10 protein-coding genes are annotated in these 13,705 nt (G+C 61.3%); 9 read left to right on the forward strand and 1 reads right to left on the reverse strand.

Annotated elements, in window-relative coordinates; genetic code table 11:
* Nucleotides 1–33 precede the first annotated feature (33 nt).
* Nucleotides 34–1,992 (forward strand): AMP-binding protein, encoded by a 1,959-nt coding sequence (locus GJW30_RS05295; RefSeq protein ID WP_096352596.1) that lies wholly within the window; start codon nt 34–36, stop codon nt 1,990–1,992.
* On the opposite strand, the gene GJW30_RS05300 is transcribed toward GJW30_RS05295, so the two are convergent.
* Nucleotides 1,989–2,798 carry an enoyl-CoA hydratase/isomerase family protein gene (locus tag GJW30_RS05300; RefSeq protein WP_096352599.1) on the reverse strand — a complete coding sequence of 270 codons (810 nt, stop codon included), beginning with the start codon at nt 2,796–2,798 and terminating at the stop codon, nt 1,989–1,991. The genes GJW30_RS05295 and GJW30_RS05300 overlap by 4 nt on opposite strands.
* Nucleotides 2,799–2,883: 85 nt before the next feature.
* Between GJW30_RS05300 and GJW30_RS05305 the strand changes: the two genes are divergently transcribed.
* The 8 genes from GJW30_RS05305 to GJW30_RS05340 all read left to right on the forward strand — a co-directional run bounded on the left by GJW30_RS05305 (nt 2,884) and on the right by GJW30_RS05340 (nt 13,702).
* Nucleotides 2,884–4,419, forward strand: coding sequence for a class I adenylate-forming enzyme family protein (locus GJW30_RS05305; protein ID WP_208408043.1), 1,536 nt, complete (start codon nt 2,884–2,886; stop codon nt 4,417–4,419).
* Nucleotides 4,416–5,597: a thiolase C-terminal domain-containing protein gene (locus GJW30_RS05310; RefSeq protein WP_096352602.1), complete on the forward strand. Its 1,182-nt coding sequence runs from the start codon at nt 4,416–4,418 to the stop codon at nt 5,595–5,597. The genes GJW30_RS05305 and GJW30_RS05310 overlap by 4 nt, the downstream gene beginning before the upstream one ends.
* The gene (locus tag GJW30_RS05315) at nt 5,594–6,016 is read left to right on the forward strand and encodes a Zn-ribbon domain-containing OB-fold protein (RefSeq protein WP_096352605.1); all 423 of its coding nucleotides are present in this window, start codon (nt 5,594–5,596) and stop codon (nt 6,014–6,016) included. The genes GJW30_RS05310 and GJW30_RS05315 overlap by 4 nt, the downstream gene beginning before the upstream one ends.
* Before the next feature lie 78 nt (nt 6,017–6,094).
* A complete protein-coding gene (locus GJW30_RS05320; protein WP_096352608.1) occupies nt 6,095–7,258 on the forward strand; it encodes an acyl-CoA dehydrogenase family protein in 1,164 nt (387 codons plus the stop codon).
* A gap of 7 nt (nt 7,259–7,265) precedes the next feature.
* On the forward strand, nt 7,266–8,873 hold the full coding sequence (locus GJW30_RS05325) for an acyl-CoA carboxylase subunit beta (protein ID WP_096352611.1): 1,608 nt from the start codon (nt 7,266–7,268) through the stop codon (nt 8,871–8,873).
* Nucleotide 8,874: 1 nt separating this feature from the next.
* Nucleotides 8,875–10,860, forward strand: a complete 1,986-nt coding sequence (locus tag GJW30_RS05330; protein WP_096352614.1) for an acetyl/propionyl/methylcrotonyl-CoA carboxylase subunit alpha — start codon at nt 8,875–8,877, stop codon at nt 10,858–10,860.
* A gap of 144 nt (nt 10,861–11,004) precedes the next feature.
* Nucleotides 11,005–11,796, forward strand: coding sequence for an ABC transporter ATP-binding protein (locus GJW30_RS05335; RefSeq protein WP_096352617.1), 792 nt, complete (start codon nt 11,005–11,007; stop codon nt 11,794–11,796).
* Nucleotides 11,783–13,702 (forward strand): AMP-dependent synthetase/ligase, encoded by a 1,920-nt coding sequence (locus GJW30_RS05340; RefSeq protein WP_096358669.1) that lies wholly within the window; start codon nt 11,783–11,785, stop codon nt 13,700–13,702. Before GJW30_RS05335 ends, GJW30_RS05340 begins: the two co-directional genes overlap by 14 nt.
* Nucleotides 13,703–13,705 lie beyond the last annotated feature (3 nt).

Consider the following 13,705-nt stretch of genomic DNA (forward strand, 5'->3'; position numbering starts at 1 on the left):
GCGGTCAATGACCTGTGGCGCTCCGTGAACCTGATGACCGACAATAACAACTATGTCTGGACGCCGCCGCAGGAGCTGATCGACAGCAGCAACCTCACAGCCTTTCTGCGTGCCACTCATCAATCCGACTACGATGCGCTTTTGGCGAAAGCGGATGTCGATCCTGCATGGCTGATGGAAGCAGTGTTTCGCTTCTGCGACGTTCGCTTTTACCGGCCTTACGACCATATGCTCGACGTCTCGCGCGGTCTCCCCTGGGCGCGCTGGTGCGCCGGCGGCACGACGAACATCGTGCTCAATTGCATCGACAAGCATCGAGATACGCCGGTGTGGGACCAGACATTTCTCGTCTGGGAGGGTGAGGACGCGAGCGAGCAGCGCTCGCTGACCTATCGCGAGTTTGCCGAAGACGTTGGGCGATTGGCGCAAGCGTTGGACAACCTCGGCATCAAGCGTGGCGACGTCGTCGCGATCTATATGCCGAATCTTCCCGAAACGTTCGTCGCCTTCTTCGCGATCCTCAAGATCGGCGCGATCGTCATGCCGCTGTTTTCCGGCTTCGGCCCAAGCCCGATCACGACGCGTCTGAATCACGGCGGCGCAAAGGCAGTCATCACGGCAAGCGGGACGTGGCGGCGCGGCGTGCCGGCTGCACTAAAGCCTGCACTCGATAGCGCGCTTGAAACAGCACCGAGCGTCGAGCATGTGATCGTGTACGAGCGCGAAGGACTTGGCATCCAGACGCCGATGCGCGCAGGCCGCGATCATTGGTGGCATGATGTTGTGAGCGGCCAAAACGGTTCAATCGCGACGGCAGAGATGGCAGCCGACGACCCCGCGATCCTTCTCTATACATCAGGCACCACCGGAGAGCCGAAGGGCTGCGTGTGGACGCATGTCAGCTTCATCGGCTCGATGGTGACGCGCGACATCATCATCTGCGGCGATTTCAAAGCGACGGATCGCTTTTTCTTCATGAGCGATATGGGTTGGATGGTGGGCGCCATGTGCGCCTGCATCCCCAGCATCTCGGGCGCGAGCTTGCTGGTTGCCGAAGGAACGCCAGACTTTCCCGACACCGGACGTTTCTGGCGACTGATTCAAGACCACGAAATCACGTATCTTGGAGTATCGCCGACAATCGTCCGCAGTCTGATGCGCTACTGCGACGAGGTCGAGCGTTATGACCTCTCACGTTTGCGGATGACGACATCGGGCGGCGAAGCGTGGACCGAAGGCCCTTGGCGCTGGTTCTTCGAGCATGTCTGCAAGCGGGAACTGCCGATCATCAACATCACGGGCGGCACCGAGGTCGGTGGGTGCATCCTGATTGGCACGCCGAACCATCCGATGAATCCGGGCTCGTTCTCGCGCCGCGCGCTCGGCATGGGTGCTGATATCGTCGACATGTCGGGAAACGCTGTGCCGCAAGGCGAAGTCGGCGAGCTTGTCTTGCGCAACCCGTCGATCGGCATGACGAAGAGTTTGTGGAAGGCCGACGAGCGTTACGTCGAGAGCTATTGGAACACGATCCCAGGCCTGTGGGTCCACGGCGACTTCGCCATGCAGGGGAACGACGGCCTCTACTATGTGCTCGGCCGATCCGACGACACGATCAAGATTTCAGGCAAACGCACGGGGCCGGCGGAACTTGAAGGGATTTTGATAGGGACCGGCAAGCTCGCTGAGGCAGCCGTCTTTGGCGTTCCGCATCCGGTAAAGGGGTCGGCGATCGTTTGCGCTTGCGTGCCGATGCCGAGTGCCGACACGCGCGGTCTCACCGAAGAGCTATCGGCCGCATTGGTCAAGGGCATGGGCGCGTCCTATCGCCCCGAACGCGTACTGCTCGTCGACGATCTGCCGCGCACGCGGAACATGAAGATCATGCGCCGCGTGTTGCGTGCCGTGCTGGAGAATAAGGACCCGGGCGATCTCTCGGCGCTCGCTAATCCGGAAGCCGTTGACGCGATCCGACGGCAGGTTGCCGGCTAGATCGGGCACTCCGGCGGGAATTGCGGCTTGCGCTTTTCGAGATGCGATGCGAGGCCTTCGCGGGCTTCCGCGCCCGTGAAACCTAGGATCTCCAAAGCCGTCGACGTATCGAACAGCGGCCCGTTCACGCGCAGCCAGTTGTTGAGCGAATACTTCGTCCAGCGGATAGCGCTTTGCGCGCCGGTCGCAAGATCAACGGCCGTTTCCAGCGCGATCTTCTGCAGCTCGTCATCCTCGACGCACAGCGAGACGAGGCCGATGCGCTCCGCTTCGGTTCCGGAGAGCGGCTTGCAGGTGAGGAGATAGTATTTCGCCTTGGCAAGACCGCAGAGCAACGGCCAGATGATGCAAGCAACATCCCCGGCCGCGACGCCGAGACGCGTGTGGCCATCGACGATCTTTGCGGATTTTCCGCAGATGGAGACATCGGCCAGAATTCCGACGACGAGGCCTGCACCGACCGCAACGCCGTTGATCGCCGAAATGATCGGCTTGTTGCAGTTGATGACGTTGTAGACGAGGTCTTTTGCCTCTTTCCACGTCGACATGCGGGCGACCGGATTGTCGAGGATGCTCTTGATGAGTTCAAAATCGCCACCGGCCGAGAAAGCCTTGCCGGCGCCAGTAACGATGATCGCGTTGATATCCGGGTCCTCGTTGATGTCGCGCCAGATATGCGTCAGCTGGGTGTGCGTTTCTGCATCCACCGAATTATACGTTTCGGGCCGATCGAACGTGATGCGCAGCACGCGCTTCGCCGGATAATCGAGTTTGAGCTTCGTATAGGCGGCGTAACGATCGGCCATGGACGTCCTCGCAAACAAGCTTGTTCATTGTTTCTAACAGATGTTAGAAATTCTACGGGCGATCCGCGAAGGCTGCAAGTAAGCGATGAACCAAGCGATCGATTCGGCAATCACACAAGCCGGCACGTCGTCGACGGTCGGCGCGCTGTTTCGTGCCCGCGCGTTGCTCGCAGGTTCGGCACCGGCCGTGGAATATCGCGGCCGCGTAATCGGCTACGCAGAACTCGGCGAGCGCGTGAAGCGCACCACCGCAATGCTGGCGGCACAAGGGCTTCAGCGTGGCGATCGCGTCGCGCTGTTGTCGCGCAATCGCCCGGAATATCTCGAGATCGAACTTGCCGCGGCCAATCTCGGTGTCATCACGGCATGCCTCAATTGGCGGCTCTCGAGAAAGGAACTGACGTATTGCGTCGAACTCGTCTCGCCGAAGCTGCTGATTGCGGAGGCCGATCTCGCCGCGAATGTTCCGGACAGCGCAATCCCGCGCCTTGAGCTCGGCGAACCGTACGAACGTTTGCTTGCCGCGCAGACACGCCGCGACACGCCGATCGTCGCGGAGCCGGAAGACGGGCTCGTCATCCTTTACACGAGTGGCACAACAGGGCTGCCGAAAGGCGCCATCGTCTCGCATCGCGCAATGGTGGCGCGCGCGATGGTGTTCACGTCGGAACTCCATATCGACGTCGACGATGCCTTCGTCGCATGGGCGCCGATGTTCCATATGGCGTCGACCGATCACGCGCTCGCAACGCTGTTGCGCGGCGGCACTGTCGTGATGGTCGATGGATTTCAGGCCGAGCCCATTGTGCGCGCCGTCGCTGAGCACAAGATCGGCTGGCTCGTGCTGATCCCCGGCATGGTCGATGCAATTGCGGATGCATTGCGCGCGACCCCCATCGTCCCACGTGGAATCCGCGTTTGCGGCGCGATGGCGGATCTCGTGCCGTCGAAGTCGATCGCGGCCGTTACCGAATTGCTTCAAGCGCCTTACCTTAACAGCTTCGGTTCTACGGAAACCGGATTACCTCCGGCAACGCGCGGTATGATCCCAATCGGCGAAGCGCCGGCGCGGCTCTCGAAACGACAAAGCGCATTCTGCGAGATCAAGCTTGTTGACCCTAACGACAACGAAGTTGCAGTCGGACAGCCGGGCGAACTCGCGATGCGCGGGCCGACACTCTTCTCCGGCTACTGGGAAGCGCACGAAACCAATGCGCGCGACTTTCGCGGTGGCTGGTTCCACATGGGCGATGTCATGCGCCGCAACGAAGACGGCACGCTCGATTTCGTCGATCGCGCCAAATACATGATCAAAAGCGGCGGCGAGAATGTTTATCCGGCCGAGATCGAACGGGTGCTTCTGATGGACAAGCGCATCAGCGAAGCGGCCGTTGTCCGCGCGCCGGATGCGAAGTGGGGCGAAGTGCCGGTCGCCTTCGTCGCACTGCGTGACGAGACTGTCAGCGACGCTGAGCTTGCTGCGCTCTGCCGGCGCGATCTCGCCGGCTACAAGCGGCCGCGTGAATTTCACTTCATCGGCTTCGACGATTTTCCACGCTCGACGAGCGGCAAAGTGCAACGACACGAACTCGAAGCGCGGCTCGCGAAGGGAGAGACATGACCGAATCTTCGCTGCGCGGCCGCGTTGCCATCGTCGGCATCGGGCTATCGCCGGTCGGAAAAGTACCGGGGCGCAGTCCGTTGTGGCTCGCGGCGGATGCGGCGCGCAAAGCCATTGCAGATGCCGGATTGAAGAAGGACGATATCGATGGCGTACTGTCGAGCCACGCTTTCGCATCACCGTTCCATCGCTTCAGCATCGCACTTAGCGAATATCTCGGCATCCAGCCGACATTTTCGAATACGTTGCAGGTCTCCGGCGCGACCGCCGCAACGATGTTCAACATCGGCGCCGCCGCGATCATGGCGGGGCTCGCCGAGAATGTGCTCGTCGTCGCGGCCGACAGCTTGATGACCGGATTGACGCCTGATCTCGCGCTGCGCTCGCTGACGGAAAGCCGCGATCAGCAATACGAAATGCCCTTCGGCATACCGGTCGCCAATACGTTTGCGATGACGGCGCATCGGCATATGAAAGAATTCGGCACGACGCCGGAACAGTTGGCTCAAGTCGCCGTCATCCATCGCGAGCATGCGAACCGCACACCCGGTGCGCAGCAGACGAAGCCGATCACGGTTGGCGACGTGCTGAGTTCAGGCATGGTGACTACTCCGTATCACAAGCTCGATTGCTCGTTGATCTCCGACGGCGGCGCGGCATTCGTGCTGATGTCGGCCGAGAAAGCAAAGGCGCTCGACATCGAAGCGCCGATTTACATTCTCGGCGGCGGCGAGTGCTACACGCACGAGCACATTTTCCTCATGCCGTCGCTGACGACGACCGGCGCCGTCGAATCGAGCCGCAAGGCTTACGCGATGGCGGGTTACGGCGCGCGCGACATGCATACGGCCGGCGTCTACGACTGCTTCACCGGCACGGTCATCATGATGCTGGAGGACCTCGGCTTCTGTCCGAAAGGCGAAGGCGGGCGTTTCGTCGAGGATCGCCAAGTCACCTATGGCGGGCGGATTCCGATCAACACACACGGCGGACTGTTGTCGTTTGCGCATTCCGGCATGCCGGGCTCGCTGTTTCATTTCCACGAAGTCGTTCAGCAGCTGCGCGGCGTCTGCGGCGAGCGGCAAGTCGCTGGCGCGGAGCTCGGCGTCGTCCACAGTCTCGGCGCGGGCTTCGCGACCAATGCGACGACCGTTCTCGGCACGGAGAAGACGCTATGAGCACGTTCGCCGACGCTGCGCGTAAACCGCTGCCGCAGCCAGACGCAGACACCGAAAAGCTGTGGGCGGGGCTTCGCGACGGCAAGTTGCTGCTGCAGCACTGCGAAGACTGCGGAGACGTTCAGTACTATCAGCAGGCGCTGTGCCGTGCGTGCGGGGGCGAGCGCATCGTGCATCGCGCCGCCAGCGGCCGCGGCCAAGTTCATTCGTTCAGCGTGGTGCATCGCGCGCCGGGGCCAGCCTTCAAGGGCGATGTCCCGTATGCCGTACTCCTCGTCGAACTCGAAGAAGGTCCACGGATGATTTCGACCTACACGGGCGGCGAGCCCGGCGATGTTACGTTCGATATGCCGGTCGAGCTTGTCGTCGAGCCGGTTAATGACGTCATCAGCCTGCCGCGCTTTCGGCGTTCCCGATAAATTCTAACGCTTGTTAGAATTTCCACACCTGTTAGATTGCGGCCGGACAGTTTTGGGCTGAAGTCCGGAGTTCGGTGAATGGATTTTGACCTCACGCACGAGCAACGCCAAATCCTCGACTATGGCGACGCCATCGCGCAGAAATTCGATCGCAAATACTGGATGGAGCACGCCGAAAAGCGTGAGTTTCCAAAGGGGCTGTACGATCAGGTCGCGCGCGACGGCTTCGTCGGAACGATGGTGCCGGAAGAGTATGGCGGCTCCGGTCAGGGCATGCTTGAGATGCACTTGTTTCTCGAAGGATTGTCGAACAACGGCATTCCGCTGCTGAACCTCGTCGTCGGCGCCGCGATGAGCCTTGGCTTCATTGCCAAACACGGCACCGAAGATCAGAAGAAGCGCTTTCTGCCGGATGCTTGCGCCGGCAAGACACGCTTCTGCTTCGCAATCACCGAGTCCGACGCCGGCAGTAATACGATCCAGACCAAGACGATCGCCAAGCGGCGCGGCAATCGCTTCGCGCTCTCCGGCGCAAAGACATTCATCACCGACGCGGACGGTTCCGACTACGCGCTCGTCGTCGCGCGCACGACGCCGCATACCGAAGTTCAGCGCAAAACCGAGGGCTTCACGCTATTCGTCGTCGATCTCAAATCGAAAGGCGTCGAACGTCAGTACATTCCAGTCAGCATTCCGGCGCCGGAAACGCAGTGGCAGATCTTCTTCGACGACGTCGACCTCGGTCCTGACGATGTTGTCGGTGAAGTCGACAAAGGTTTCGGCATTCTTTTCAAAAGCCTCAACCCCGAGCGCATTCTTGTCGCATCGATCTGCTGCGGTCTCGGCCGCTACGCGCTCAATCGCGCAGTCACTTACGCGAACGAGCGCAAAGTGTTCAAGGATACGCCGATCGGGGCGTATCAAGGTGTCCAGCATCCGCTCGCCAATGCGCGCACGCAGGTCGAGATGGCGTCGCTGATGGCGCTTAAGGCTGCGTGGATCTTCGATCAAGGCCGCGAGGCCGGTGAATTCGCCAACATGGCCAAACTCGCAGCGGCGGATGCCGGCATTGCCGCAGTTGATGCTGCGCTGCAGACGCATGGCGGCAACGGCTTCACCAAAGAATACGGCATCTTCGATCTCTATCCGCTGGTGCGGCTGCTCAAGACCGCGCCGCTCAATCGCGAAATGATCCTCAACTATATCGGTGAGCACGTAATGGGCTTGCCGCGCAGCTATTAGCGATCCCATGGCAATCTTAAAATCGGACGCCACGACATCCGGCGAAGAATTTCGCCGCAACGACGCGGCGTATCGCGAACGCATTGCCGACTTGCATCGGCGTCGCGCCGCCGCAGCGATCGGCGGGCCGGAGCGGGCGCGCAAGCTTCACAAAGAGCGCAAGCAACTGCTGCCGCGCGAGCGGATTGCGGCGCTGATCGATCCAGGTTCGCCGTTTCTCGAATTCTGTCAGCTGGCCGGCGAGGGGATGTACGACGGCGTCCCGGCCGGCGGCAGCATCATCACGGGCGTCGGTACGATTGCGGGCAGGCCCTGCATGGTGATTGCCAACGATGCGACCGTGAAGGGCGGCACCTATTATGGCATCACTTGCAAGAAGCATGTTCGCGCGCAGCGCTTTGCGTGGCAGCATCGCCTGCCCTGCATCACGCTAGTGCAGTCAGGCGGCGCGAACCTGCCGGAGCAGCCGGATATTTTTCCGGACGAAGGCCAGTTCGGCTCGATCTTCTATCAGCAAGTGCGTATGTCGGCGGAAGGCATTCCGCAGATTGCGATCGTGCACGGACCATCGACCGCGGGCGGCGCCTATATGCCGGCGCTGTGCGACGAGACGGTCATCGTGCGCAATCAAGGCGCGATGTTCCTCGGCGGCCCGCAGCTCGTCCATGCGGCTACACGCGAGGTCGTCGGCGTCGAGGCGCTTGGCGGCGGTGACATGCACAGCCGTATCAGCGGCGTGACCGATCATATCGCCGAGAACGACAGCCACGCTATTGCGATCACGCGCGACATCGTCGCCAACCTCGGCGAGATCCCGCCGCAGCGCCGCACTGTGGCTCCGGTGTGCGAACCGCGTTTCGATCCGAATGAAATCTACGGCCTGATCAGTGAGAATCCGCGTATCCCGACGAACAATCGCGACATCCTCGCGCGGCTCGTCGACGACAGCGAGTTTCATGAGTTCAAGCCGCTCTACGGTGACTCGCTGATCACGGGTTTTGCCCGCATCATGGGCTTCGAGATCGGCATTCTGTGCAACAACGGGGTTCTTTTCTCTGAGAGCGCATTGAAGGCGACGCATTTCATCGACCTCTGCTGCAAGCGCGACATTCCGTTGCTGTTCATGGTCGACGTCACCGGCTTCATGGTCGGCCGCTCAGCCGAAGAAGGGGGCATCACAAAGCACGGCGCCAAGATGATCACCGCGATGGCGAGCGCGAACGTGCCGAAATACACGCTGATTGCCGGCAGCGCCTATGGCGCCGGTTACATGGCGATGTGCGGACGGCCGATGAAGCCGAACGCGATGCTGATGTGGCCGAGCGGGCGCTCTGCAATCATGGGTCCGGATCAAGCCGCCAACACGCTCGGTATGGTACGCGACGAAGCGCTCAAGCGCGAAGGAAAGACTTGGTCGGACGAAGAGCGTGAGGCCTACATCGCGCCGACACGACAGAGTTTCGAGAATTTCGCCAACTCATACAATTTCGCGCGCAATACCTGGTGCGACATGGTGATCGACCCGCTGGAAACGCGGGCGACAATGGGGTTGTTGCTCGACCTTGCCGGCCGTTTGCCCGCGCAGGCGACGATGCCCGGCGTGATGAGGATGTGACGTGTTCAAGAAAATCCTGATCGCGAATAGAGGCGAAATCGCCTGCCGCATCGCACGCACGTGCCGCGAGCTCGGCGTTGCGGTTGCCGGCGTGCATTCGGCGGCGGATGCAGATGGCCTGCACGTCAAAACGATTGGCGAGTCGGTTTTGATCGGCGGCGCGCCGGCGTCGGACAGTTATCTGCGTATCGACAAGGTGATCGCGGCCGCGAAAGCGACCGGTGCCGAGGCGATCCATCCGGGCTTCGGCTTCCTTGCCGAGAACGCCGAGTTCGCTCGGGCGGTCGAAGCAGCGGGCCTCGTCTTCATCGGCCCGACCCCGGAAACGATCGAGCGGCTCGGCGATAAGGCCTCCGCCAAACGAGAGGCCGACGCAGCCGGCGTTCCGACCATTCCGGGCAGCAAGACGCCGAGCGAAGACGCCGAAGCGATTGCGAAGACAGTGCGCGACATTGGCCTTCCGGTGATGCTGAAAGCTGCGGCCGGCGGCGGCGGCAAAGGCATGCGCGCGATCACGACGCTCGACGGCATCGATCAAGAGATTGCTTCTGCGATGCGCGAAGCGAAGAGTTCGTTCGGCAATGCCGGCCTGATCGTCGAGAAGCTTGTGGAGCGCGGCCGACACATCGAAGTGCAGATCGCGGGCGACGGACGTGGCAACGTCATCCATCTCTACGATCGTGAATGCTCGCTGCAGCGGCGGCATCAGAAGCTCATCGAGGAAGCGCCGGCCGCGAACCTTGCCGCCGCGATGCGCGACAAGATGCTTGGCGATGCTGTGCGGCTCGGGCAACGCCTCAATTACCGCGGCGTCGGGACTGTCGAGTTCATCGTCAGCGGTGACAGCTACTATTTCCTCGAGGTCAATCCGCGTCTGCAGGTCGAGCACCCGGTGACCGAGATGATCACCGGGCTCGATATCGTCGAGATCATGCTACGCGTGGCTTCCGGCGAAGGTCTACCGGGCGTGCAGGGCGATGTTTTTTGCCAGGGTCATGCGGTCGAAGCTCGGCTTTGTGCGGAGGACGCGGCCGACAACTTCATGCCGTCGACAGGGAGGCTCTCCTATGTCGAATATCCGAACGGTGTGCGTGTCGAGGCAGGCGTTGAGACTGGTTCGGAGGTCACGCCATTCTACGACTCGATGGTCGCGAAGCTGATTGTGTGGGGCGAAACGCGTGATGCCGCGCTGGATAAGCTCAGCCAAGCGATCGGCGATACGGCGATCTTCGGCGTCACCACCAATCAGGCCTTCTTGCGCACGTTGATTGCGTTGCCGGAGACGCGCGCTGCGACTTTCCACACGCGCCTTATCGATGAGCGCCTTCAGTCGCTAATCAAAAATTCGGCCGAGGATCATGGCCTTGCATTCGCAATCGGCGCTTACGCCTGGATGGCGCGGCAACGCCAGACCGTCGCGAGCAATCCTTGGCAGTCGGAGGCGATGACCGGGTGGCACATGCGGTCCGACGGCGACGATCTATCGCCCATCCCGCTGCTCCACCTCGAAGCCGGCGGCAAGAGCGCTGAAATCCGCTTTGGTGCGCGCCAAACCGATGGGATGATGCGGATCGCTGTCGGCGATGACGTCTTCGATATTCGGCTCGACGTTCTCGGAGGCGGAACATTCGTTGCCGTCACAGGCGACCGGCGCGAGAGCGTGCGCATCCACGACGACGGCGAAACGATTTTCCTTCAGCATCGCGGTGTATCCATTGCGCTCAAGGCGGTCCCGTATCTCACCTACATCAGTGCGGCCGCAGAGAGCAGCGGCGAGCTTCGTGCGCCGATGATGGGGATGATCACGCGGGTGAACGTCAAGGTCGGCGACGCGGTCAAGACCGGCGATGTCGCCGCCGTGATGGAATCGATGAAGATGGAGCTTCGCATCGCGAGCAAGGTCGACGGCGTCGTCGCCGCATTGCACTGCGAAGCCGGCGCGATGGTCGAACGCAACGCCGTGGTCGTCGTGGTCGAGCCCGCCTGATCAAATCTACGCCGCAAGCCCAAACTGCCTAGCGAGTTTGCTTGCCTTGGATTCTAACAGTCGTTAGTTTTCTGAGGCTGACTGTAAAAACAATGCCTTGCCTGCCCGGGCAGGTCACAGAAGAAAAACGAGGGGGAGGCGCGAGTGGCTGGTGACAACGCCGGTCCAGTGCTCGAATGCCGAGACATCGAGCGCCGCTTCGGCGGCGTCGTAGCACTGAACGGGATCGACGTTCACATCAACCGCGGCGAGATTTTCGGTCTCGTCGGCCCGAACGGCTGCGGTAAAACGACTCTCGTCAACGCCATCACGGGCTTTTACCCGCCGCAGCGCGGCAACATCATCCTCAACGGCCGAGACATCACCGGCATGGCGCCGCATCGCGTCGCGGGTCTCGGCGTCGCGCGCACGTTTCAAAACCTCGCGCTGTTCAACGGCATGAGCGTTCTCGACAACATTCTGCTTGGCCGCCATATCCACATGCGGCCAAGCGTCACGCGCACCGCGCTGTATTGGTGGCTGGCGCGTCCGGAAGAAACGAAGAACCGCGCTGTCGTGGAAGACGTCATCGACTTCCTCCAGCTTGAAAGCGTGCGCGACGAACTCGTCGACGGCATTCCGATCGGCCTCAAGAAGCGGGTCGAACTTGCGCGCGCGCTGGCAGCAGAGCCGAGCTTCCTCGTTCTCGACGAGCCGATGGCCGGCATGAACCAGGAAGAGAAAGAGTACATGGCACGCTTCATCCTCGACACGCGGGATGAGCGCAAAGTCACCGTGCTGCTGATCGAACACCACATGGATGTCATCACGGGCATCTGCGACCGAATGCTGGCGCTTAATTACGGCTCCATGATCGGCAGCGGCAAACCGTCCGACGTCATTGCCGATCCTCGCGTCGTCGAGGCCTATATCGGAGGTGCGCATGCGGCGCACTGACGGAGCGTGGAAGTTCGAGACCGACTCGACACTCATTCGCGTGCTTGCGCGCAATGCAGAAGTGTTTCCGAACCGCATCGCCATGCGCGAGAAGGCGAAGGGCATTTGGCAACAGACGACGTGGGCCGAGATGCTCGAAAGCGTGCTCGGTTGCGCCGCAGGCCTTGAAGAACTCGGCTTTGCGGCCGGCGACACGATGCTTGTCCTCGGCGACAATAGTCCACGGCTTTACATGGGCATGCTCGCGGCCGGTGCGCTCGACGGATACGCGATGCCGGCTTATCCGGACGCGACACTCGACGAAATTCAGCATTTCGTCGAAGAAGCCAATGTCCGCTTCGCGCTCGCCGAGGACCAGGAACAGGTCGACAAGATCCTCGAGCTGCGCGCGAAAGGCGCGTCGATCGAACACATCATCTACGATGACGTGCGCGGCTTGCGCGCTTACCAGCAACCCGGACTTATCGCATGGGACGATCTCGAAACGCGTGGTCGTGCGCGCGTTTCCGGTGACGCGCCGCTGCGCGACGAACTGATCAACCGCGCGCGCCCTGACGGGCCAGCCGTATTCGTGCATTCCTCCGGCAGCACCGGAAAGCCGAAAGGCGTTGTGCTGTCGCACCGCAACTTTCTCTCCGGCGTTGCCGCCGCTTACAAGGCGAAAGCTTTCGATTTCGGCGAAGTCGTGCTGGCGTATCTTCCGATGGCATGGGTCGGCGATTTCGCCATCACGCTGGGCGCCGGCATTCCCCTTGCCTTCGAGATCAACATTCCGGAGCGGCAGGAAACCGTCCTCACAAACCTCCGCGAAACCGCGCCGACATTCTATCTCGCGGCGCCGCGTAGCTGGGACAATTTGCTCACCACGATCCAAGTGCGGATGGAAGATTCCACTTGGGCGAAACGCTCGATCTACAATTATTTCATGAAGGCCGCGATCGCGTCCGAGAAGCGCAAACTCGAAGGCGGTCAAGCGACATTGCGCGAGCGCATTCTGCAGCCGATCGGCGAATGGATCGTGCGCGGGCCTATCAAGGATCAATTCGGCCTTACGCGTCTGCGCGGCGCTTTCACGGGCGGCGAGGCGATGGGCGAAGACACTTTCGTTTTTTATCGCGCGCTCGGCATCAAGCTGCGTCAGCTTTACGGACAGACCGAGACGAGTGCTTACAACGCGATGCAGAGCGTCGACGAAGTTCAGCTCCACACGGTCGGGCGAGCTTTGCCGGGCGTCGAAATGAAGATCAACGACGACGGCGAGATCCTGGTGAAGTCCGGCAGTGTCTTCGCAGGGTATTTTAAGAACGAGACGTCGAGCAAGGAAGCGCTACGCGACGGCTGGCTGCACACGGGCGACGCCGGGTATCTCGAGCCGGACGGACATCTCGTCGTGCTCGGCCGCGTGTCGGAAGTCGTGCACACCGCGAAGGGTGAGCGCTACATTCCGAACTACATCGAGAACCGTTTGAAGTTCAGCCCCTATGTCAAAGATGCGGCCGTGCTCGGCAAAGATCGCGACCGGCTCGCCGCCATCGTCTGCATCGACAAAGACGCCGTCGGCCTATGGGCCGAACAACGCGGCATTTCCTACATGTCCTACGCGGATCTTGCGCAGAACGATCAGGTCAACGCGCTGATTGCGGACGCGGTGCGCCACGTGAACCGCACGTTGCCGGAAGGCCTGCAGCTCAAACAGTTTGTCTGCCTTCATAAAGAATTCGACGCCGACGACGGCGAAATCACACGCACGCGCAAGATCCGCCGCAACGTCGTCGAGGAACGTTACAAGCCGATTATCGATGCGATCTATGGTCGGCAGAGCCAAGTGCTCATGCGAGCGCAGATCACTTACGAGACCGGCGAGACCGGCACCATCGAACGCACGCTCGCCGTGCAGGAGGCTTGAACG

Origin of the sequence: Variibacter gotjawalensis (assembly GCF_002355335.1) — a bacterium.
In the GTDB taxonomy this organism is placed as follows: domain Bacteria; phylum Pseudomonadota; class Alphaproteobacteria; order Rhizobiales; family Xanthobacteraceae; genus Variibacter; species Variibacter gotjawalensis.